We start from the raw sequence: 19,583 nt of genomic DNA, 5'->3' as shown, positions 1-19,583 counted from the left end.
AAAGGAAGTAGCGATGCATCGGCACTACAACGGTCTGAAGACCGCCGCGATGTTCGGCGCGATGTGGGCTGTGCTCCTCGGGATCTGGGTCCTGATGGGCGGACGGCAGACGTGGCTGTGGATCTTCGTCCTCATCGGCCTCGGGACGACGGCGTACAGCTACTGGAACTCCGACAAGCTCGCGATCCGCGCCATGCACGCCTACCCGGTCACGGAGCTGCAGGCGCCGGAGATGCACCGGATCGTGCGCGAGCTGTCGACCCAGGCCCGCAAGCCCATGCCGCGGTTGTACATCTCACCGACCAAGGCCCCCAACGCGTTCGCCACCGGCCGCAACCCGGCCAACGCGGCCGTGTGCTGCACGGAGGGCATCCTGAGCCTGCTGGACGAGCGCGAGTTGCGGGGCGTGCTGGGGCACGAGCTGATGCACGTGTACAACCGCGACATCCTCACGTCGTCGGTGGCGTCGGCGATGGCCGGCGTCATCACGTCGGTGGCCACGGCGATGATGTGGTTCGGCGGCAACCGCGAGGGCGGGAACCCGATCGCGGCGCTGGCGACGGCGCTGCTCGCGCCGATCGCGGCGACGATGATCCAGTTCGCCATCTCCCGCACGCGCGAGTTCGACGCCGACGAGGACGGCGCCAAGCTCACCGGTGACCCGCTCGCGCTCGCGTCCGCGCTCCGGAAGCTCGAGCGCGGGACCCAGCTCGCCCCGCTGCCCCAGGACCGGGAGCTGACGAACGTCTCGCACGTGATGATCGCGAACCCGTTCCGCGGCGCCGGGATGGCCCGCCTGTTCGCCACGCACCCGCCGATGAAGGACCGCATCGAACGCCTCGAGCGCATGGCGGGCGGTCCGGGCGGCAGCTACGGCAGTCAGTACGGCCCGGGCGGCTTCGGCGGCTTCTGACGGCGCGATCCGTCAGTTCTCCTCCGGCCGCGTGGCCCCTGTCGGCGCGCCGTCGTGGCCCAGGTGACGGCGGGCCTCGGCGAGTTCGGCCCGCAGTGTGCGTACCTCCTCCGCCCTTTCCGCGCGGAGCGTGCGCACCTCCTCGGCCAGGACGTCGACCTGGCGGCGGGTCGCCGCCTCCTCCTGCTCGTTGGCCTCCTCGACGGTCTGCACCATCCACGAGGCGAGCGTCGCGGTGACCACACCGAGCAGGGCGATGCCGCCCAGCATGAGGCCCGCGGCGATGAACCGGCCGGTGACGGTGACCGGGTAGAAGTCGCCGTACCCCACGGTTGTCATCGTGACGATCGCCCACCAGAACCCCTCGCCCAGGTTCGTGATGTTCGAGCCCTCGACGTGACGCTCGGTGTCCGTGATCGCCAAGGCGCTGGTGAGGATCAGCAGCGCGGTGCCGCCCGTCGCGTAGGTGACGACCCGCCCGCGCAGGCGCTGCACCCCCGTGCGACTGAACCGCTGGATCACCTTGATCAGCAGGAGGAGCCGGAGCGGGCGCAGCAGGGGCAGCACGACGACCAGCAGGTCGATCCAGTTCCGCCGGACGAACTCCCACGAGTACCCGGACAGGTGGAGCCGCACCATGTAGTCCGCGGCGAACACCATCCAGGCGATCGTCATGAACACGTCGCAGGCGATCTCCACGGACGCGGGAACGCCGTCGAACGCGATCGGCAGGCCGTAGGCGACGAGGAAGAGCACGGCGATCGTCACGAGCGGCCACTCGGTGCGGCGCCGCCAGGTCGCGAGGTCGAGACTGCGGAACATGGTTCGCCACAGTATCGAATGAGCCGAGGCGGCCGGTGTCGGGATCATCGGACGAGCTGACGACGGCGACCGGCCGGGTCCTCCGCCGACCTGTTCCCGCCCAGAAGGTGATCCGGATCCATGGCGGACCGTCCGAACAGGCGGTGCCTGCTTCCCGGGACGACTACGGTTGACCCAGGATCTGATCGCACCAGGAAGAATGGAGCACGGTCGTGGCCGACTCGTCGTTCGACATCGTCAGCAAGGTGGACCGCCAGGAGGTCGACAACGCCCTCAACCAGGCGTCCAAGGAGATCTCGCAGCGGTACGACTTCCGGGGCGTGGGCGCGTCGATCTCGTGGAGCGGCCAGGACAACATCGTCATGGCCGCCAACTCCGCCGAGCGCGTGCTCGCCATGCTCGACGTGTTCCAGACGAAGCTCATCAAGCGCGGCGTGTCCCTCAAGTCGTTCGACACGGGCGACAAGGAGCCGCAGCCGTCCGGCAAGGAGTACCGCCTCGTCGGGTCCCTCAAGGAGGGCCTGGCCGGCGAGAACGCGAAGAAGATCACCAAGATCATCCGCGACGAGGGCCCCAAGGGCGTCAAGACCCAGGTCACGGGCGACGAGGTGCGCGTCACGTCGAAGTCGCGCGACCAGCTCCAGGAGGTCATCGCCCTCCTCAAGGGGGCGGACCTGGACGTGGCGCTGCAGTTCACCAACTACCGCTGACGGTGCTGGTCAGGGCTATTTCTGGCCTCTCGGTCCGCAGAGAGTCCGCAAGTCCGTTCGCTGAGGACCGTGGGCGGGCGGTCGCCAAGGTTTCGGGCCGCTCGCCTCAGGAGGTTTGCGCCGCCTTGGCGGCGGGCTTCGCGGACAGGACGGTGCGCATCAGGGATGTCGCCGCCGCCCGCGTCTTGTCCTCGGCGCTCGGCCACAGGTGTGCGTAGGTGCCGAGGGTGATGGTCGGGCTGGAGTGCCCGAGCGCTCGCTGCACGGTGACGACATCGCAGTTGTCCGCGATGAGTCCCGAGGCGTAGAAGTGCCTCAGGTCGTGGAGCGTGAACGCCTCCAGACCGGCAGCGCGCCGTGTCGTCCGCCATGCCTGCCCGGCGCTGTTGTGGTTCCACAGCCCGTTGTCCGCGTGGTTCGGGTTCCAGAAGATCCAGCGCTCGTCGCCGCGCGGCGCGAACTTCGCGATGTGCTGGGACACCAGCGTGAGAAGTTCGCGCGGCACGTGGATCGTCCGCTCGGACCCGTACTTCGGCGGTTCGACCGTGGTGGTCTTGTCCGTGGAACCCTGGATCTGGCGATTGACCCCGATGGTGCGGCGCAGGAAGTCGATGTCCCCCACCTGGAGGCCGGCAGCCTCGCCCAGGCGCAAATCCAGCAAAGGCGCACACCGCGAGGTGCCCGCTGGATCCTGGGTGGGCCGGGACTCGGGGGCGTGAGCCCCGGCCCGTCTGGGCCCGCCGGGGTGGCGGGCCTGCGGCCGGGCGCCGTGCATGGAGGTGCAGGGAATTCCGGGGGTGCTCGCCCGGCCGCAAGTTCTTGAGTTGTCAGGCGTCGGTCCTCTGGGCGGCTCCCTTGGTGTGCCTCCCCCGCGTGGCGTCGAAGTCGCGTCGTGGCATGACGCGTTCGAGTGCGGCCCGGGCCGGGGCGCTCGGGGCGCCGAGCACGACGCACCTCGCGCCGACACTCGTCAGCTCCTTCTCCAGCCTCTTGCGGGCGGTCGACAGGATCGCGTCGCCGGGCAGGATGACGACGTCAGCGCCGCGGTCCATCGCTTGCTTGGTGAGCTGGCTAATCGTGGCGGCGTCGCGACTGTCGTCGATCACGTGGGCCAGCCGGTAGCCGTGGTCGCGGGCGTGGGCTTGTACGACGGCGAGCTGTGAGGTGTCACGGGCGTAGCCGACCGCGACGGAGTGCTGGGACATGTCGGTCGTTACCTCCGGGTTCGTCGTCGGTGGTGCTTGGGGTGCCGGCCGGGACCGAGGGGCGTCGGTCCCGGCCCGCCTGAGGTACCCGCCCGGGGGTGGGCGGGCTCGCGGCGGACGCTGTGCAAGGAGGTGCAGGGATTCCGGGGGTGCACGTCCGACCGCTAGAACGGAAGGTCAGGAAGGCCAGGAGGGCTGTGGGATGCGGCCGTCTACCGTCGCACCTGCGAGGCGCGCAGCACGCCGAGCAGCACGGCGAGCAGGGCGATGTAGCCGACCACCAGCCAGATCACGACGTCGTACCGTCGGCCGGTTCCAACTCGTGGGAAGCCAGGAGTGCCCTGCCGAATCCGGCCCGGTCGATGTCGACCCTGACCTGTCCGGCCTCGAAGACGTCGACCTCGACGACGGTGCCGGTCGCGCCGAGCAGGAGGCGCGATCCGCCCACGACTCGTACCCGATCACCCACCTGCCACTGCGCGGGTTCGCGCGGAGGGCCGTGTGTGGTCTCGGCGGTGAAGTCTCCCTCGCCCTCGAAGATGCTCATCGTGCCCCTGCCTTCGTCATGGCCGGTTCGGGCTTCCGGGTGGACAGGGTCAGGGTGTTCAGCGCGGAGGCCGCTCCGTGGTGGTCGAGCGTGCCGGTGATGTAGTCGGCCGCGTCCTTTACAGCCTGGGCGGAGTGCCCCATGGCGAAGGCGTGCTGGACCTGGTGCAGCAACTGGATGTCGTTGCGGCCGTCGCCGATCGCGGCGGTGTCGTCGGGGTGGATACCCCACCGGCGCCGCAGCGCATCGGCCTCAGTCGCCTTCGACAGGCCGCGCTGCGTCACGTCGATCCAGTCGTCAGCGGTCGGTGTCGCGGTGAACCCGGCGCCCTCGATCTGCGGGGCATAGGCCGCGATCCCCGGTGCGTGCACGACGGCACGGGTGGTGTGCTCCGACCACAGCACCCGCTCGTCCACGATGTGCTGAAGCCCTCGCAGCCGACCCATGGGGAAAGGCTTGTTCACGCGCCATCCGACCCCGACCTGCTCCACAGCCATGCTGACCTGCGGTTCTACCGCCATCGCCACCGTCAGCGCGGCCCACGGGTCGAACACCCGCTTACGCACGACGTCGAACGGACGATGACGTTTCCCGGTCAGCTCGCCGGTGATCGCGCCGTTGGAGGCGATGAACACCGAGCCCTTGCCCAGCCCGAGAACTTCGGCCACGGGCAAGATGCCCAGTGCGGATCGGCCGGTGCAGGGCACGACCTTGATGCCCTTCGCGATGGTCCGGGCAACCGCGTTCCGTACTGGTTCCGGCACGATGTCGTCCCCCTCGCGCACGATCGTGCCGTCGTAGTCGAGGAACACCACCTTGACCGGGCGGCCGGGCGTCGTGGACTCGTGTGGGGTGGTCAGCATGTCGTGCTCCGGTCGATCGAAGTTCGAGAGGGTGCGTACTGCCGAGTTCGGAAGGCGCTGTCGAAGCCGTCTTCGGGATGCGGCGGTCTTTGACCGCCCACCAGAAGGCTGCTGTGCTTGACTGGGCGCGGTCGAGCGATCGCGCTCGGCTGTGAAGAACTGTCAAGCCGGCCATCACACTGCCGAGGAGCGCCCGCATGCCCGGTGACCAGCAACTCGGCGCGATGCTGCGGCAACTGCGCACATCTCGGGGCCTGACGCTGGCAGCGGTGACCCGGCAGGTCGGCTGCGCCGAATCGCTGCTCTCGTACGTGGAGAAGGGGCGGCGCCAGCTTCAGCCATGGCTGGCCGAGGCCCTGGACGCGGTCTACGGCACAGGCGGGGCCATCGCCACGCTCGCCTCCGGCGCGGATACTGTTTCCCACACCCGTCTACCAAATGCGAATGCGCTTGATGACGTCGTCGTACTGCGGCCGCCGGAAGGAGGCGTAACGATGCCGATCTCGCGACGTGAACTGTTGGCAGGACTCACCATCGGCGCCCTTGGCGGCACCTTGGCCAGCCGGATCGATGACCTCCTCGACCGCCTCGAACTCGCCGCCGATGGTGACTCGCTCGCAGCGTTCGAGCGTGCGTTCGTGGGCTTCGCGACAGCGGCGCGGTCTGTGCCACCTGCCCAGCTCATCGGAGACATGACCGGCAAGGTGGCCCTGCTGGACCGGCTGGGCCAACGCGCGAGCACCGCTCAGCGCACGGCGTTCGCCGTGATGCAGGCCCGATATGTCGAGTCCCTGTCATGGCTGTGTGAGGAAGCAGGCGACCTTTCCGGCGCCTTGTACTGGGTCGACCGTGCCGCCCAGTGGGCCGCCACCGCCCGGTGGGAACCGATGATCGGCTACACCTTCGTGCGCCGCTCCATGCTGGTGGTCAACTTCACGGGCGACGGGCTCCGGGCGGTCGACGCCGTAGCGCCGGTCCTGAGCATGACCGACTTGGCCTGGGTGCGGGGCCTGGCCTACAAGCAGACGGCGATGGGTCTCGCCTTGGCCGGGCAGGCCGACGCCAGCGAGCGGGCACTGGATGAGACGATGCGACTGCTCGCCCGGGCCAGCAGAGACGACGAAGCCCACCTCGGCCAACGCAGCGTTGTCGGCGACAACCTCCGCGCGGTCTACCAGACGACATGCGACATCTACCTCGGACGCGGAGACAGCGTGATCGACGCCCTGCAACCGCGGCTGGACGGGTTGGCTCACTCCTCGCTCCGCACGGCGACGATCAGCCGCGCCAAGCTGGCCCGCGCCTACGCCAATGCGGGCCAGCCAGACGACTCGCTCCGCCTGGCCTGGGACGCCCTGGACGCCTGTGACCAGGTAGGTTCGCACTCGGCGCTCTCAGAGGTGCGTCGGACCCTGCCCGTGCTACGCCGGTGGGAACACCGCGCTGACGTGCGCAGTGAGATCGCCGACCTCACCCACCGCCTGTCCCTCTGACCGCCGTCTACGAGCCCTTGCCCCGCTTAAGGCGGACCACTTCCAGTGGTTCCTCCTGCACGTCGCCGCCCACGGACCGAGTGACGCGGTAGGCGCCCGCGCGCGGGCGGTCGGAGATTGCTGCGACCAGCGTGTCGTTCTCGTAGTGCAGCCCCGAGCCGGTGTCGGTGGCGTACCCGATCAAGCCGGCTTCGGTCTCCTCGGCGACGAGCTGGTGGAAGACCTCTCGCCGGTTGCCTTCGCCGTAGTGCACGGCATTGGCGTAGGGCAGCAGGCCCAGGCCATCACCGGTACGCACGTCGCCGAAGGAGTCGGTCACCGTACGCGAGTGCCAGCACAACGACCCGGCCGACTCACCCGCCAGCACGACCCCGGCCCGCCAGCACCCGGCCAGGACCTCGGGTAGCCCGTGCGCCTGCCACACCGCGAGCAGGTTGACCACGCTGCCCCGGTCCACCCAGATCACGTCCTGCTCACGCAGATGCTCCGCCACGTCCGGGACGTTCGGCTCCTCGAACAACGCCAGATGCGAGGCACGCACTCTGGTGCCGGCGAACGCGGCATGGAACGCGTCGATACTGCTCTTCCGGTCGCCCGTGCCGGTCGATACGAAACACACCCTCGGCCGTGAGGGGCCACCGGCCAGATCGAACGCGTAGGTGAAGACCGGACCCGGCCGCCACGGGTCACGTGCGCGGTTGAACCCCATCGAGGTCGCCAAGATCGTCGGAGCGTCGGCCGCCATCGGCCCAGTGTGCCACCCGGGCCAGCGCCGCAGCGCCTTCTGCCCACCGTCCCCGCCATGCTCGCCGAATGCTTCGTCAGCGGGTTGGCGCGCCGACGTGCGGTCCCGCACACAGTCCGGAGGTCCACGAACCGCCGTCGGGCTCCAACCGCGCCATCGGCCGGGATCGTCGGATTTCCAACGCTCCCGGCCGATGCCGTGTCCAGCTGTGTCTCTGCGTCGTCCCAGCAGCACGTACCCGGCGTTGGGTCGGCTGATGGTCATGCGTGGGACACTTGTGGCGTCGGGCCGGCAGACGGCATCAGCAGGGGAGTCCACGATGGCTTTGTTCGGGTAGTGGTGATCGTGCAGGGTTCGCCTCGCGCACACGCGCCGTCGGGAGATCGCGCCGCCGTGATCGTGAACCCGGTCCGGGTCGATGTCGTTCGTCTTCGCGTGGCGCTTGCTGCGGAGGAACGGCGCCAGGGGTGGCAACCGCATCTTTGGTTCGAGACGACATCTGAGGGCCTGGGACGTGAGGCGGTGAGGAGCGCGCTGGGTCATGATCCGGCGCTTGTCGTCGTGGTCGGCGGTGACGGTACGGTGCGAGCAGCGGCCGAGGAACTCCGTTCGAGCGGGATTCCGCTGGCGATCGTCCCCGGAGGGACGGGGAACCTGCTGGCTCGCGAACTTGGGCTACGGGTAGGGCTGGAGGCGGCAGTCCAGGTAGCTTTCAGCGGTTCGGACCGCATGATCGACGTGGGCCTGGCCGAGTTCGAGCACCCCCACGGCCCGGTGTCCACGCACCTGTTCCTGGTGATGGCGGGTATCGGGTTGGACGCGAGCATGGCGACCGGCACGAACGCCGCGCTGAAACGGAGAGTCGGCTGGCTGGCCTACGCGGACCCGATCAGCCGGTCGGTCGTGGGGAACAAGCGGTTCACCATGCACTACCGCGTCGATCATGCTCGTGAGCACACCGTCCGCGCGCACACCGTGATCGTCGGCAACTGCGGCACTCTCACCGCAGGGATCCTGCTGCTGCCCGACGCCGAGGTGGACGACGGCCTGCTCGACGTCGTCCTCCTGCGGCCCAAGGGATTCTGGCAATGGGTGCGCGTCGGGTGGCGCCTCATGATCGGTGGTTTCCTCGACCGTTCGTACGCGGGCAGGGTCGTCCTGCGGTCCGTGCCACGGCTGCGTGCCATGGAGTATGTGCAAGGACGGAGCCTGACCGCGCGGTTCGAGTCCCCGCAGTCCGTTGAGCTCGACGGTGACGGTTTCGGTCAGGTGACCGCGGCCAGGATCCGGATCAGTCCCAGGTCGTTGGTGGTCCGCGTGCCGGGGCCCCGCCCCTCGACAGGGCAGGGCCCGACGTGACAGGGCTGGGTCCGACGCCCCGGACCTGACGCCGGGGCGGATCCTGACCCGGTGTGGGGTCGTGCGACGGTTTCGCTCAGCGCGCTCCGCCGTTGTCGTCGCGCAGGCGACGTCGTAGCTGAGTGATCCGGATCGTACCGATCGCCAGGGCAATGATGCCGACGCCGACTCCTGCGATGAGCAGGGCTACGGCGAGCGGCACCGACCCCTGCATGCCCAGGAACGAGACCAGCGCCGGCTGGGTGTTCTGCAGCATGAAGATGATCAGCGCCACCAGGACGAGTGCCGCGATGCAGATGCCGACCCAAGCAGAACCGGCACGACTGCGGCGGACCTTGACAGGGTGGGGGTCCGTCCGCCGAATGCGGTTCGACCCGTGCGGGTCAGGGCTCGGCCTGTTGGGGCTGCCATCGATCGCGGACTGCCGCGGCGGGGTGGGGGTGGGAATGGTGGCCATGACGGCCTCCCTGCGGTTCCGGGCCCGCGCACCTCGAGTGGGGCACGTTCGCCCGGATGTCTTCCACTCTACGCGCCTTCTCACCGGGCGCCGGTACTCGTGTCTCAACGGCCGAGCTGGGCGGCCACAGGGCACCCGAAGGGGTCGCGCGCGCGGTGCTCGACATCGTTCAGGTAGCCGATGACGATCCCGTAGGAGCGGAAGAAACCCACCTCGGCGTATGGGACGCCGAGAGTCGAGCAGAACTCCCGGACAAGTGGCTGGACCCGACGGAGGTTGGGCCGGGGCATGCTCGGAAAGAGATGGTGCTCGATCTGCCGGTTGAGCCCGCCCATGAAGAAGTCGACCGCGACATTGCTCCGGATGTTGCGTGACATGAGTACCTGCCGGCGCAGGAAGTCGATCTCGGTACCGGCCGGGACGATCGGCATCCCCTTGTGGTTCGGGGCAAACGCGCCGCCGAGCAGCACACCGAACAGACCGAGCTGCACAGCGAGGAAGGCGGCGGCGATCGAGGGCGGCAGCAGGACGAGGAGCACGGCGACGTTCACGGCCAGCCGGGTCAGCAGCACGGGAGCCTCGACCCCGCGATGCACCACGGGCTTGGTGCCGAGCACGGTACGCACACTCGCCACGTGCAGGTTGAGCCCTTCCAGCGGCAGCAGTGGGAAGAAGAACCAGCCCTGCCGGCGGGTGAACCAGCGGCGCCAGCCATGGCGGCTCGCCACGATCGTGGGCGTGAAGGCGATCACTCCAGGGGAGATGTCCGGGTCGCGGGTCTCCTGGTTCGGCGCGGCGTGATGGGCATTGTGCTTCGTGGTCCACCACATGTGGCTCAGGCCGACGAACACGTTCGCCAGGACGCGCCCGGTCCAGTCGTTCCACGCCCGCGAGCGGAAGATCTGGCGATGGGAACTGTCGTGGCCGAGGAACGCCAGCTGGGCCAGGACGACGGCCAGCGCTCCGGCGAGCAGGAGTTGCCACCACGAGTTACCGACGAGCACGATCCCTGTCCAGACCAGCCCGAAGGCGATGGTGGTGCCGATCAGACGTGTCCAGTAGTACCCGTACCGTCGCCGGTGCAGCCCCGACTCCCGCACAAGCTTCGCCAGGACGGAGTAGTCGCGGGTCACCGCCCGGGCCGGACGGCGGCCCTCCGTTGTCCGCGCTCGGCCGGGCTGCTCACTCGAAGCGAACACGTTCCGCCTCGGCCTTCACCTTGGCCGCGCGTATCGCCTCCGCCTCGCTCCACCGAAGACGCTCGTCGTCGCGCCGCTCGCGCTCTGCGAGCACCTGCTGCTCGACCTCACGCAACACCCGGGCGACCTCAGCGGCCAGTCCGGCGGCCAGCATCGCCAGGTTCGTCCCCGCGATCTCCAGACGGCGGTCCGCGACCTTCAAGGACACTCCCGGGTACCCATGTTCGGCGAGCATCGCCGGGACGCTCGGAGCCTCGATAAGAGCACGCTCCTCGGCGGAGACCCGCCGGGAGAAGACCGCTGAGACCGTGTACCGCTCCGGCTCGTCGGCCGTCCCGAGCTCGTGCGGAAGAGCGGAATCGAGCACGCCGCGCAAGAACAGTCCCCCGCGCGGGGCAGTCCCGGTGCCGGGAGCCTCCGCGCTCTGAGGGGCCCGCGGCTCGAACCCGCCGTCGTCATCCCACTGCGCTCGCGAGGCGTCCTCGTCGGGAGTCGTCTCCCGTGTCGACGAAAGATCATGACCAGCTTCGTGCGAGCCGACTCCGCGGGTGCCCATATCTCATCGTAGTCCCGGTGCGCGTCGGCTGCGATGCAGCGGCAGCGGGCTCACACCGGTCGAGCTTGAGACCTCAATCTCGCAGACCTGATCCTGGCTGCGTAACCGAAACTCTCGTGCAGCAGACCCAACCACGTACTCTGCGGCTCTGTGGTTCAGAGATATTCACGAGTCTGTTGGGCGCGGTGGGGGTCACAACGCGCCCAGCGGTCCGCAGACAGTCCGCAAGAAGTCCGCATCTCGCCGTCGGACCCCGTATGTACCAACGGCTGGGACCGTTGGAATTCCAACGATCCCAGCCGTTCCCCGCCCTACCGCACCGCACCAAATGTCCGAACTGCGATTCACCAACTACCGCTGACGGCCGAATTCTGGTTGCAGCCCTGGAGGAGCGTCGGGCACGCTCTCACGCATGGTCTCGATGTTGCAGAACGTGGCGGTCGACAGCGCGAACGCCTACGAGCTCGCTCGTTTCTGGAGTCAGGTCTTCGATGCCGCGATGCATCCAGACGACAAACCCGGTGACCATGAGACCGAAGTGATGCTGCCCGGCGGCCCGGTCCTCTTCTTCAACCAGGTCCCGGAGCCCAAGACCATCAAGAACCGGCTTCACCTGTGCCTCCGTCCGGAGACCACCCGCGAGGAAGAGGTCGAACGGCTGATGAACCTCGGAGCCACCCACGTGGCCGACCACCGCGGACCGGACGGTGGCGGCTGGGTCGTCCTCGCCGACCCGGAAGGTAATGAATTCTGCGTTCTCCACGATGCGGCCGAGCGCGCAGCGATGTCCTCCTGAGCCACGTCCTGCCCGCGCCGCCCGAGAATTCCGTGGTCCGTCCGCGGCCGCAGGGCTACCGTCGAGGCATGGCAGCCAGACTCGTCGCCGTTCGCTACGACGCCGTCGACCCCGCCGCGCTGGCGCGGTTCTGGGCGGCGGTCCTCGGCTGGGAGGTCGAGACGGTGTCGGACGACGGCGCGCGGGTACGTGACGCCGACGCCGGATTCGGGCTCCACTTCGTCCCGACGGCGGAGCCGAAGTCCGGCCGCAACCGCATGCACTTCGACGTCACGAGCACGTCGCTCGAGGACCAGGAGCGGACCGTGTCCCGAGCACTGGAGCACGGTGGCGCGCCGTACGACGTCGGGCAGCGCGGCGACGAGGGGCATGTCGTCCTCGCCGATCCCGAGGGGAACGAGTTCTGCGTGATCGAGCCGGAGAATCAGTTCCTCGCGGGCTGCGGCAAGATCGGCGCGCTGAACTGCGAGGGGTTCCCCGTGACCGGGTACTTCTGGAGCCGTGCCCTGGACTGGCGGCTGGTCTGGGACCAGGACGAGGAGACCGCGATCCAGTCCCCGCGTGGCGGGGTCAAGATCACCTGGAGCGGCGGTCCGCTCTACCCGAAGCCGTCGACCGGCGTCAACCGCCTGAGCCTCGAACTGGCGCCCGACGGGAACGACCCGCGGACCGAGGCCGATCGCCTCGTCAGTCTGGGCGCCACGCGCGCGACGGAACGGGAGCGGTCCGGCGAGATCCTCCTCACCGACCCGGACGGGAACGAACTTCTCCTGCTGTCGCCCTGATGTCCCCTCGACCGACCGGTGCTTGACTGACCCCATGGACGACGGGTTCGGCCGGGGCCGCATCGAGGTGATCGCCGGCCCGATGTTCGCCGGCAAGTCCGAGGAACTGGTGCGGCGGGTGCGGCGCGCGCAGATCGCCCGGCGCGGCGTCGCCGTCGTCAGCCACGAACTCGACACCCGGGAGGGGACCGGGCGCGTCACGTCCCACTCGGGACTGGAACTGCCGTCACGCACCGTCGACACCGCATCCTCGATCCCCGGCCTGCTGGGCCCGGACACCGAACTCGTCGCGGTCGACGAGGCGCAGTTCTTCGGCGACGACCTCGTCCCCGTCGCCTCCGTCCTGGCCGGGCGCGGCCTCGTCGTCGTGGTCGCCGGCCTGTCCGTCACGTTCGACGGCCGCCCGTTCGCGCCGATGCCGGCGCTCATGGCGCTCGCCGAGTCGGTCGACAAGCTCACCGCGGTCTGCGTGGTCTGTGGTGCGGAGGCGGCGTTCCACATCCGGGTGCCCGACGCCGGACCGGCCACACCCGGCGACGCCCTCACCCCGGTCGCGGCCCACGTGGGCGGGGCGGAGTCCTACGAGGCCCGCTGCCGCCGTCACCGCTGACGGGACCGATGGCTCAGCCGTCGCGCGCCATGGAACCGCCGAGCCAGTCGTCGAGGGCGCGGGACACGGGTGCCGACGCCTCGACCGGGGCGAGATGGCCCACGTCCGCCAGTGTGAGCACCGACGGTTGTCCAGGAAGCAGGTCCCGCAGTCGTGTGGCCTGCTCCAGCGGTATCCAGGGATCCCGCTCGCCCCAGCCGATCGCCACCGGACAGCGCACCTGTCCCAGGCGCGCCACGACAGGCCGGGTGTGCTCGACCCGGAGCGCGGCGATCTGGCGGTAGAACGCCGTCTGACCGGTCGCCCCCAGCCACGGCCCGGTCAGCGTGTCCAGCCAGCCGGCCGTCAGCTGGTGGCGGCCGGCACCGGCGATGTACTCCCGGACCAGGGCCGCGTGGAGCGCGGCCGGAAGCTGAGCGAAGACGTCGCCGTGCTCGGCGACCAACCGGAAGAACGGCGATCCCCACGGCTCGAGTGTCACCACGTCCCAGAGGAAGAGCCCGGCGTACTCCCGGCCGTGCAGCAGGTGAGCACCGAGCGCCACGGCCCCTCCGATGTCGTGCGCCACGACGTGCGGCCGGTCCAGGCCCCAGTGCGCGAGCAGCGCGGCAAGCCGCGACATCTGGGAGGCGAGATCGACCTGCACCTCCGGATCCTGCGCCGATCTCCCGTAGCCGGGCATGTCCCACAGGAACACCCGGTACCCGTTGCCCAGGTGCCGCGCCGCCTCCGCCCACACCTGCGCCGACCACGGCGTGCCGTGGCAGAACACCACGTCCCCCGCCGGGGTCCCGCGCTCCGGATCCAGGACGTAGGTCGCGATGCGCGCCTCGTCCACGACGACGTCGACCGGCTCGGGAAGCCGCGACTCCCGCACGTGTGCTTCGCTCGTACCCATGCCCCGAAGTTAGGGCCTCAGGACGACCGGAGGCCAAGCGAGGAGCAACGGACCCCGAGGGCCGGAGAACTCCGGTGACGTCGTCGTCCCCTTCAGCAGGCCCTGGCCCACCCGGTGACGCCCTCACCCCGGTCGCGGCCCACGTGGGCGGGTCGGAGTCCTCCGGGGAGATCCCGGTCCGGCCGAGCGGGTGCCGGTCACGAGCACGGCGCCCGCCGCGACGAGCGTGCCGACGACGGTTGCCGCGCCGGCGGCGAGGGTCGGGGCGGAGGGGCGCACGATCGACTCGCCGGCGAGCGCCTGCCAGGTGAGGATGCCGATCGTCGCCGCGAACGCGAGCGCGCCGACGAGCACGAGTCGGGAGCGCACCCGGCTGTCCCGGAGCGGGGCGATGCCGCGGGCGAGCAGTTCGAGTGCGAGCAGGCCGAGCGGGATCGCCTGCAGTGCGTGCAGTCCGAAGAAGTGCGGGATGCGCAGGTCGCCGCCTTCGGTGCTCCAGCCGAGGAACGGCAGGCCGGGTCCGCCGTCCGCGACACCGACCGCGTGCGCGCCGGCGATGCCTTGGAAGTCGTCGATCTGGTCGGCGTTGGGGGTGGTCATGAGGAAGGCGAGGCCCATGCCGACGAGCCCGAGTACGACGCCGGCGCGGACGGCGAGGTTCCGGGCCGCGTCAGGGCCGGGATCGAGAGCGACGGCGATTCCGACGACGAGGGTCGCGACCCAGACGACGATGATGGACGCACCCATCGTCGCCCAGAGCGTGGCGTTCAGCGGGGTGGCGATGTTGAAGTGGCTCGTGGTGCCGGCCGCCGCCGCGCCGGCGATGACGGCGATCTCGACGAGCAGTGCGACGGCGGTCGCGGTGCCGAGTGTGTCGGCGGTACGCCGGAAGCGCTGCGTCCGGCCGATGAGCCAGGCCAGGGTGACGGCGTAGATCCCGATCGAGAGGGCGAACTTCAGCGGCTTGAACCACGCGTTCTGGCCGAGGATCTCCCGCGGGTCCACGATGGCGAGGACGGCTGTCGCGACGGTGAGGGCGGCCATGGTGACCGCGAGGCCGACGAGCGGCCGGTGCCAGCGGTCAGGGCTGGGCAGTGCGGGAAGGGGCGCGGCGGCCCGGAGCGGTGCGGTCGAGGGCGGAGTCATGAGGGTTCCTTCCTGTCGCTCGGGACGACGCCGCCCCGGTAGCGCCGGTGGGTGAGGGATTCCTGTGCGATGCGGCGCAGACCTGCCAGCAGCACGTCACCGAGTGCGATTCCGACGACGACCGTCTCGGCGGCCTGGTCGCGGTCGCCGCCGCGCGCTGCGACGAAGTCGAGGTCCGCCTCCGCGATCAGATCGATCGCCGCGGCATAGCGTGACAGCAGTGCGGTCAGATCGGTCCGGCCGGTCGCGGCGAAGTCGTCCAGCGCGGTCGCCGCGAGCGTGATGCCGGGGTTCTCGGCGACGGTCGACCAGCCGCGCTCGCGCATCACCGCACGCACGCGATCGAGGGCGATGTCCGACGGCGGCTCGGCACTCTCCGGCATCGCCTGCTGCGCGATCCCGAGGACGTGGTCGAGGGAGATGCCGGGATCGTCGATCGCCCCGATGACCTTGCGGGCGGCGGCGACCGTGAGTCCACCCGTGTCGATCAGCGCCCTGATCAGGCGGAGGCGGCCGACATGGCTCTCGTCGTACTCGGTCGAGTTGTAGCCGGTTCGCTCACCGCCGGGCAGCAGTCCCTCCCGGATGTAGTACTTGATCGAGGCAGGGCTGACGCCGCTCCGTTCGCTGAGTTCCGAGATCCGCATGCTGATAGCATAACTATCGATAGTTTGAGTATCAATAGGAGGATGTCATGACCGCACCATCGGCGATCCGTTCCCGCGTCCGCATCGCCCTGGCCGTCGCCTGGTTCGTGCTCGCGGTCACCGGCCTTGTCGGCACCTGGGCCTTCAACATCGCGTTCATCGCCGACCCGCAAGGGATCGGCTATCTCGAGGGCTGGTTCGCCAACGCGGCCAGTTCCTCGGCGGCGGTGGACGTCATCGTCGTCGCTGTCGCCGCATGCCTGTTCATGCTCGCCGAAGGCGCCCGGCTCGGCTGGGCCCGCTGGGTCTGGGTGCTCGTGCCGCTCAGCTTCGCGGTCGCCATCGCCTTCACCCTCCCCCTCTTCCTCGGCCTGCGCGAACTTGCCCTCCGCCGGAGCGCCGCACCGGCGGACCGGCGTTCCCGGGCCGATACGGACGGCCACGCCGGTTAGGTCGTCCCCTCCAGCAGGCCCTGGCCCAGCTCCGTCAGGACGTGCACCACGCGCCGCCCGTCGCGCTGCGACGCCACCAGCCCGGCGCGACGCAGTACCGTCGTGTGCTCCGACGCCGACGCCGGCGAGATGTCCATCCGCTGCGCCAGCAGCGTCGTCGACGCCGATCCGGCAAGCTCCCGCAGCGCCCTGGCCCGCGTCCGCCCGAGCAGCGCCGCGAGCGCGCCCTCGCCTCCCGCCGGCTCGTCGAGCAGGTGCCGCTCGTGCGCGACCGGGAACACCAGCACGGGCGCCAGATCGGGATTCGCGAGCGTGATGGGCATGCGCCAGCAGAAATAGGAGGGGACCAGGGTCAGCCCCCGCCCGGCCAGGTGGATGTCGCGACGCATCACGCGGCTGTGCACCGTCAGCACGCCGTCGGCCCACGTCGTCGTCGGATGCAACGTCGACAGGACCGCCTCGACGCCCGACGCCGCCAGCACCTGCGTCCGGGCCGACCGATCCGCGTCGACCACGCGCCGCACCCGGGACCAGACCGGCTCGACGGCGTGCGCATGGAACGCCGCCATCGCCGCCCGGAGGCTGCGCAGCGCACGGGGCGACCCCTCGGCCAGGTCGTGCGCCCACCCCGGCATCCTCCGGTCACGCCCCAGGACGCCGAGTTCCGCCGCGATCCGCTCCGGAGGCGTGTACAGCATGTTCTCGGCCCCCGCCGCGAAGTCGGTGCTGCCGCCCTCCGGCGTCAGGAAGTCGGGCGAATACCCGACCGGCGGGGTGAGCGCCAGGTAGGGCAGTGCCGCGCGCGGCATGTCCGGCACGACCCGCCGGTGCCAGGCCCCGAAGATCCGAGCACCGTCGAGCGCGTGCACCTGGTGGGCGCTCAGCAGCGACTCCCACAACGGATCGGGACCCGGCGCGAGCCGGACGCGGGCCAGGTCTTCCGGAGTGAAGATGAGACGCAGCATCGCGGAGCCCTTCATGCGGATGCGGGAACCTGACGGGTTGCGCGGCTCCCGGTACCAGTGAATACGTCCATGTTTGAGCTGACAAGGAAAGTAACGAGCGTTTCCGGGAACACCGCGTCGCAGTACCGTTGCGGGGTGACCATCCCTCCCCGCCCCGCACCCGCGAACCGCCCCCGCGTCATCGCGACGGACCTCGACGGCACCCTGCTGCGGACCGGGGGAACCGTGTCCGACAGGTCCCGTGAGGCGCTCGCGGCCGTCGAGGACGAGGGCATCGAGGTCGTGTTCGTCACCGCCCGCCCCGCGCGCGCCCTCGGGCACCTCGCCGATCTGGTGGGCGGGCACGGACACGTGATCTGCTTCGGCGGGGGAGCGGTCTGGGACCTCGCCGCCGATCAGGTGATCGAGTCGTGGGGCTTCGCCGACGACGTCGTCGGCTCGCTCGTCGCCGAACTGCGCACCACGCTGCCCGACGTCGCCCTCGTCGCCGAGCGTGTCAGCGGCCCCGCCTACGATCCCGCCTTCGTGTCCTCGCCCGACTTCGCCGAACCCGGGATCACGGCCGCACACCGCGCCCTGCTCGTGGAGCACACCCTCGGCCTGGATCCCGTCCTCAAACTGATCGCGCAGTCCCCGGTCACGGAGCCCGGCGCGCTGCAGGACGTCGTCGGGCGGATCGCGCACGGACGGGCCAACCTCGCCTACTCCGGAGCGATCGGCCTGGCGGAGCTCAACCCGCTGGACGTCACCAAGTCCGCGACCCTCGAGCGGTGGTGCGACCGGCTCGGCGTCGTCGCGCGAGACGTCTGGGCGTTCGGCGACATGCCGGTCGATCTGCCGATGCTGCGCTGGGCGGGCCGCGGCATCGCCGTCGCCAACGCCCACGAGGCCGTGCTCGCGGGCGCGGACGACGTCGTCGGCTCCAACGACGAGGACGGCGTGGCGATCGCCCTGGAGAAACTTCTGGCGGAGGGTTGAGCGTCCCCGCCGTCCGTGGCCGGTCCGACGTCGGATGATCGGCTCCCCGAGCGACCGATCCCGCGACATGGAGCCGACCACGCATGGAACCGACCACTCGGCCCGCGACCGCTAGCGCGGGCGCGGGTTGCGGCGCGTCGCCCGCAGGGCGTCCCACGCCAGGGTCACGATGGCCGCCCAGACGAGGGCGAAGCCCGCCCAGCGCGCCGGCGGCATGTGCTCGCCCAGGATCAGGACCGCGACCAGGAACTGCAGCGTCGGCGCGAGATACTGCATCATCCCGATCACCGACAGCGGCAGCCGGCGCGCCGCCGCCCCGAACAGCAGCAGCGGCAGCGCCGTGATGATCCCCGCCGACGCCAGCAGCGCCGCATGGCCCGGGCCGTGATCCGCGAAGGTGTTGGCCTCGCCGAGCCAGATCAGGTACCCCGCCGCCACCGGAGCCGCCAGCAGCGTCTCCACCGTCAGCCCCGGCAGTGCGCCCACCGAGCGGCCCGTCCGGTTCTTCACCAGCCCGTACACCGAGAACGACAGCGCGAGGCACACCGCGATCCACGGCAATCCGCTCACGCCCGTCGCGATCACCACGACCGCCGCGAGCCCCAGCCCCACGGCGACCCACTGGGCCGGCCGGAGACGCTCGCGGAGCACCAGGACCGCGAGCAGCACCGTCACCACGGGGTTCAGGAAGTACCCGAGCGCGGCGTCGAGCAGTCGCTCGGTCAGGACGCCGTACACGTACACCGTCCAGTTCACGACGATCAGTGCCGAGGCGATCGCCAGCGTTCCCACCGTGCGCGGGCTCGTCAGGATCGTCCGCAGCTCGCCGAGTGACCGTATCGCGAGCAGCGCCAGCAGGCAGAAGAACAGACTCCACAGGATCCGCTGCGCGATGATCTCGATCGCGCCCGCCGGCTCCAGCAGCGGGAAGAACAGCGGCATGCCGATGCCCCAGAACAGGAACGCCGCGAAGCCGAGGGGGAGGCCCCAGCGGTCCGGGCGGTGCTCCGCGCCGTGCGCCGTGCCGTGCTCCGGCCCGCCGCCGATGTCGTCCGCGGGGGCGCGGCCGGTGAGGTCCGACGACGGCCGGCCGGGTCCGGCGGAACGGTGCGGCCGGGGGGATGCCTCGTCGGGCACGGTCGAGCTCACCCGGCCACGATAAGGCGGAAGCCGACGCGACCGGGCCGATGGGCCTGTGAGCGTGATCACCGGCCGTGATGCGACATTCGATTTCCCGTGCGGGCCCCGGACGGGTTAGTGTTGCTCCCGCACCACGGCGGGTTACCCGAGCGGCCAAAGGGGGCTGACTGTAAATCAGCTGGCACTGCCTACGGGGGTTCGAATCCCTCACCCGCCACGAGACGGCAGGCGGCGTGTGCCCTCCATTGGAGGGCCGCGCCGCCTTCGTCATTTCTTGCGGGGGCGGAGCCCCCGCAC

At 70.2% G+C, this 19,583-nt stretch carries 23 protein-coding genes, 1 tRNA gene and 1 pseudogene; 11 read left to right on the top strand and 14 right to left on the bottom strand.

The genetic code is table 11. The features are described from left to right. Positions 1 to 13: 13 nt before the first annotated feature. Complete coding sequence (htpX, locus tag IIE03_RS24525) at positions 14 to 913, top strand: zinc metalloprotease HtpX (protein WP_192865420.1); 900 nt, start codon at positions 14 to 16, stop codon at positions 911 to 913. Between the two features lie 12 nt (positions 914 to 925). On the opposite strand, the gene IIE03_RS24520 is transcribed toward htpX, so the two are convergent. Continuing rightward, positions 926 to 1,735: a potassium channel family protein gene (locus IIE03_RS24520; RefSeq protein WP_192865419.1), complete on the bottom strand. Its 810-nt coding sequence runs from the start codon at positions 1,733 to 1,735 to the stop codon at positions 926 to 928. Between the two features lie 212 nt (positions 1,736 to 1,947). Between IIE03_RS24520 and IIE03_RS24515 the strand changes: the two genes are divergently transcribed. Then, entirely contained in the window at positions 1,948 to 2,445 is a 498-nt protein-coding gene (locus IIE03_RS24515; RefSeq protein WP_192865418.1) for a YajQ family cyclic di-GMP-binding protein, read from the top strand. A 106-nt stretch (positions 2,446 to 2,551) separates the two neighbouring features. Here IIE03_RS24515 and IIE03_RS24510 read toward each other — a convergent pair whose 3' ends face one another. The 4 genes from IIE03_RS24510 to IIE03_RS24495 form a co-directional block, all read right to left on the bottom strand. Next, positions 2,552 to 3,106: a site-specific integrase gene (locus IIE03_RS24510; protein WP_225998284.1), complete on the bottom strand. Its 555-nt coding sequence runs from the start codon at positions 3,104 to 3,106 to the stop codon at positions 2,552 to 2,554. 166 nt (positions 3,107 to 3,272) lie between these two features. Next, positions 3,273 to 3,650: a hypothetical protein gene (locus IIE03_RS24505; protein ID WP_192865417.1), complete on the bottom strand. Its 378-nt coding sequence runs from the start codon at positions 3,648 to 3,650 to the stop codon at positions 3,273 to 3,275. A gap of 289 nt (positions 3,651 to 3,939) precedes the next feature. Beyond that, positions 3,940 to 4,197 carry a KOW domain-containing RNA-binding protein gene (locus IIE03_RS24500; protein ID WP_192865416.1) on the bottom strand — a complete coding sequence of 86 codons (258 nt, stop codon included), beginning with the start codon at positions 4,195 to 4,197 and terminating at the stop codon, positions 3,940 to 3,942. Further along, entirely contained in the window at positions 4,194 to 5,060 is an 867-nt protein-coding gene (locus tag IIE03_RS24495; RefSeq protein ID WP_192865415.1) for an HAD family hydrolase, read from the bottom strand. Before IIE03_RS24495 ends, IIE03_RS24500 begins: the two co-directional genes overlap by 4 nt. 197 nt (positions 5,061 to 5,257) lie before the next feature. Between IIE03_RS24495 and IIE03_RS24490 the strand changes: the two genes are divergently transcribed. Then, positions 5,258 to 6,553, top strand: a complete 1,296-nt coding sequence (locus IIE03_RS24490; RefSeq protein WP_192865414.1) for a helix-turn-helix domain-containing protein — start codon at positions 5,258 to 5,260, stop codon at positions 6,551 to 6,553. A gap of 7 nt (positions 6,554 to 6,560) precedes the next feature. On the opposite strand, the gene IIE03_RS26240 is transcribed toward IIE03_RS24490, so the two are convergent. After that, positions 6,561 to 7,841 carry a Type 1 glutamine amidotransferase-like domain-containing protein gene (locus tag IIE03_RS26240; RefSeq protein ID WP_225998283.1) on the bottom strand — a complete coding sequence of 427 codons (1,281 nt, stop codon included), beginning with the start codon at positions 7,839 to 7,841 and terminating at the stop codon, positions 6,561 to 6,563. Here IIE03_RS26240 and IIE03_RS26530 point away from each other — a divergent pair. Both IIE03_RS26530 and IIE03_RS24480 read left to right on the top strand, forming a co-directional pair. Continuing rightward, positions 7,734 to 7,982: pseudogene (locus IIE03_RS26530) on the top strand (diacylglycerol kinase family protein); the annotation flags it as partial. The gene IIE03_RS26240 and the pseudogene IIE03_RS26530 overlap by 108 nt on opposite strands. A gap of 45 nt (positions 7,983 to 8,027) precedes the next feature. After that, positions 8,028 to 8,657: a diacylglycerol/lipid kinase family protein gene (locus IIE03_RS24480; RefSeq protein ID WP_264158637.1), complete on the top strand. Its 630-nt coding sequence runs from the start codon at positions 8,028 to 8,030 to the stop codon at positions 8,655 to 8,657. A gap of 76 nt (positions 8,658 to 8,733) precedes the next feature. Here the strand turns inward: IIE03_RS24480 and IIE03_RS24475 are convergent, their stop codons facing one another. The 3 genes from IIE03_RS24475 to IIE03_RS24465 all read right to left on the bottom strand — a co-directional run bounded on the left by IIE03_RS24475 (position 8,734) and on the right by IIE03_RS24465 (position 10,680). Then, positions 8,734 to 9,114 carry a LapA family protein gene (locus IIE03_RS24475; RefSeq protein WP_192865412.1) on the bottom strand — a complete coding sequence of 127 codons (381 nt, stop codon included), beginning with the start codon at positions 9,112 to 9,114 and terminating at the stop codon, positions 8,734 to 8,736. A 104-nt stretch (positions 9,115 to 9,218) separates the two neighbouring features. After that, positions 9,219 to 10,313: a fatty acid desaturase family protein gene (locus tag IIE03_RS24470; RefSeq protein ID WP_318843159.1), complete on the bottom strand. Its 1,095-nt coding sequence runs from the start codon at positions 10,311 to 10,313 to the stop codon at positions 9,219 to 9,221. Continuing rightward, positions 10,297 to 10,680 (bottom strand): hypothetical protein, encoded by a 384-nt coding sequence (locus IIE03_RS24465; protein WP_192865411.1) that lies wholly within the window; start codon positions 10,678 to 10,680, stop codon positions 10,297 to 10,299. Before IIE03_RS24465 ends, IIE03_RS24470 begins: the two co-directional genes overlap by 17 nt. A 601-nt stretch (positions 10,681 to 11,281) precedes the next feature. On the opposite strand from IIE03_RS24465, the gene IIE03_RS24460 reads away from it, so the two are divergent. The 3 genes from IIE03_RS24460 (at position 11,282) to IIE03_RS24450 (ending at position 13,060) form a co-directional block, all read left to right on the top strand. After that, positions 11,282 to 11,665 (top strand): VOC family protein, encoded by a 384-nt coding sequence (locus tag IIE03_RS24460; RefSeq protein ID WP_192865410.1) that lies wholly within the window; start codon positions 11,282 to 11,284, stop codon positions 11,663 to 11,665. 68 nt (positions 11,666 to 11,733) lie between these two features. Continuing rightward, on the top strand, positions 11,734 to 12,450 hold the full coding sequence (locus IIE03_RS24455) for a VOC family protein (RefSeq protein ID WP_192865409.1): 717 nt from the start codon (positions 11,734 to 11,736) through the stop codon (positions 12,448 to 12,450). A gap of 34 nt (positions 12,451 to 12,484) precedes the next feature. Further along, complete coding sequence (locus IIE03_RS24450; RefSeq protein WP_192865408.1) at positions 12,485 to 13,060, top strand: thymidine kinase; 576 nt, start codon at positions 12,485 to 12,487, stop codon at positions 13,058 to 13,060. Between the two features lie 13 nt (positions 13,061 to 13,073). Here IIE03_RS24450 and IIE03_RS24445 read toward each other — a convergent pair whose 3' ends face one another. The 3 genes from IIE03_RS24445 to IIE03_RS24435 all read right to left on the bottom strand — a co-directional run bounded on the left by IIE03_RS24445 (position 13,074) and on the right by IIE03_RS24435 (position 15,751). Beyond that, a complete protein-coding gene (locus tag IIE03_RS24445; RefSeq protein ID WP_192865407.1) occupies positions 13,074 to 13,958 on the bottom strand; it encodes an alpha/beta fold hydrolase in 885 nt (294 codons plus the stop codon). Positions 13,959 to 14,081: 123 nt separating this feature from the next. Next, on the bottom strand, positions 14,082 to 15,104 hold the full coding sequence (locus IIE03_RS24440; protein ID WP_192865406.1) for a hypothetical protein: 1,023 nt from the start codon (positions 15,102 to 15,104) through the stop codon (positions 14,082 to 14,084). Next, positions 15,101 to 15,751, bottom strand: coding sequence for a MerR family transcriptional regulator (locus IIE03_RS24435; RefSeq protein ID WP_192865405.1), 651 nt, complete (start codon positions 15,749 to 15,751; stop codon positions 15,101 to 15,103). The genes IIE03_RS24440 and IIE03_RS24435 overlap by 4 nt, the downstream gene beginning before the upstream one ends. A 47-nt stretch (positions 15,752 to 15,798) precedes the next feature. Here IIE03_RS24435 and IIE03_RS24430 point away from each other — a divergent pair, with 47 nt between their 5' ends. Continuing rightward, positions 15,799 to 16,203, top strand: a complete 405-nt coding sequence (locus IIE03_RS24430) for a DUF2834 domain-containing protein (RefSeq protein ID WP_192865404.1) — start codon at positions 15,799 to 15,801, stop codon at positions 16,201 to 16,203. Here the strand turns inward: IIE03_RS24430 and IIE03_RS24425 are convergent. Beyond that, on the bottom strand, positions 16,200 to 17,183 hold the full coding sequence (locus IIE03_RS24425) for an ArsR/SmtB family transcription factor (RefSeq protein ID WP_192865403.1): 984 nt from the start codon (positions 17,181 to 17,183) through the stop codon (positions 16,200 to 16,202). The two genes, IIE03_RS24430 and IIE03_RS24425, sit on opposite strands and share 4 nt — an antisense overlap. A 120-nt stretch (positions 17,184 to 17,303) precedes the next feature. Between IIE03_RS24425 and IIE03_RS24420 the strand changes: the two genes are divergently transcribed. After that, complete coding sequence (locus tag IIE03_RS24420) at positions 17,304 to 18,146, top strand: HAD family hydrolase (RefSeq protein ID WP_318843158.1); 843 nt, start codon at positions 17,304 to 17,306, stop codon at positions 18,144 to 18,146. A 111-nt stretch (positions 18,147 to 18,257) separates the two neighbouring features. On the opposite strand, the gene rarD is transcribed toward IIE03_RS24420, so the two are convergent. Beyond that, the gene (gene rarD, locus IIE03_RS24415; RefSeq protein WP_318843157.1) at positions 18,258 to 19,295 is read right to left on the bottom strand and encodes an EamA family transporter RarD; all 1,038 of its coding nucleotides are present in this window, start codon (positions 19,293 to 19,295) and stop codon (positions 18,258 to 18,260) included. A 126-nt stretch (positions 19,296 to 19,421) separates the two neighbouring features. Here rarD and IIE03_RS24410 point away from each other — a divergent pair. Then, positions 19,422 to 19,503: transfer RNA gene (locus tag IIE03_RS24410), tRNA-Tyr, on the top strand. Positions 19,504 to 19,583: the final 80 nt, after the last annotated feature.

Origin of the sequence: Myceligenerans pegani (assembly GCF_014892515.1) — a bacterium.
Lineage (GTDB): Bacteria > Actinomycetota > Actinomycetes > Actinomycetales > Cellulomonadaceae > Myceligenerans > Myceligenerans pegani.
The sequence above is the reverse complement of the archived record's forward strand: the minus strand, read 5'-3'. Positions and strand labels throughout refer to the sequence as shown.

Bases quoted from the DNA above. Each gene is read 5' to 3' on its own strand.
- IIE03_RS24445 (WP_192865407.1), bottom strand. From the start codon at position 13,958: ATGGGTACGAGCGAAGCACACGTGCGGGAGTCGCGGCTTCCCGAGCCG.
- IIE03_RS24495 (WP_192865415.1), bottom strand. From the start codon at position 5,060: ATGCTGACCACCCCACACGAGTCCACGACGCCCGGCCGCCCGGTCAAG.
- IIE03_RS24450 (WP_192865408.1), top strand. From the start codon at position 12,485: ATGGACGACGGGTTCGGCCGGGGCCGCATCGAGGTGATCGCCGGCCCG.
- IIE03_RS24475 (WP_192865412.1), bottom strand. From the start codon at position 9,114: ATGGCCACCATTCCCACCCCCACCCCGCCGCGGCAGTCCGCGATCGAT.
- IIE03_RS24455 (WP_192865409.1), top strand. From the start codon at position 11,734: ATGGCAGCCAGACTCGTCGCCGTTCGCTACGACGCCGTCGACCCCGCC.
- htpX (WP_192865420.1), top strand. From the start codon at position 14: ATGCATCGGCACTACAACGGTCTGAAGACCGCCGCGATGTTCGGCGCG.
- IIE03_RS24440 (WP_192865406.1), bottom strand. From the start codon at position 15,104: ATGACTCCGCCCTCGACCGCACCGCTCCGGGCCGCCGCGCCCCTTCCC.
- IIE03_RS24500 (WP_192865416.1), bottom strand. From the start codon at position 4,197: ATGAGCATCTTCGAGGGCGAGGGAGACTTCACCGCCGAGACCACACAC.
- IIE03_RS24430 (WP_192865404.1), top strand. From the start codon at position 15,799: ATGACCGCACCATCGGCGATCCGTTCCCGCGTCCGCATCGCCCTGGCC.
- IIE03_RS24435 (WP_192865405.1), bottom strand. From the start codon at position 15,751: ATGCGGATCTCGGAACTCAGCGAACGGAGCGGCGTCAGCCCTGCCTCG.
- IIE03_RS24505 (WP_192865417.1), bottom strand. From the start codon at position 3,650: ATGTCCCAGCACTCCGTCGCGGTCGGCTACGCCCGTGACACCTCACAG.
- IIE03_RS24460 (WP_192865410.1), top strand. From the start codon at position 11,282: ATGGTCTCGATGTTGCAGAACGTGGCGGTCGACAGCGCGAACGCCTAC.
- IIE03_RS24480 (WP_264158637.1), top strand. From the start codon at position 8,028: ATGATCGACGTGGGCCTGGCCGAGTTCGAGCACCCCCACGGCCCGGTG.
- IIE03_RS24520 (WP_192865419.1), bottom strand. From the start codon at position 1,735: ATGTTCCGCAGTCTCGACCTCGCGACCTGGCGGCGCCGCACCGAGTGG.
- IIE03_RS26240 (WP_225998283.1), bottom strand. From the start codon at position 7,841: ATGACCCAGCGCGCTCCTCACCGCCTCACGTCCCAGGCCCTCAGATGT.
- IIE03_RS24425 (WP_192865403.1), bottom strand. From the start codon at position 17,183: ATGAAGGGCTCCGCGATGCTGCGTCTCATCTTCACTCCGGAAGACCTG.
- IIE03_RS24490 (WP_192865414.1), top strand. From the start codon at position 5,258: ATGCCCGGTGACCAGCAACTCGGCGCGATGCTGCGGCAACTGCGCACA.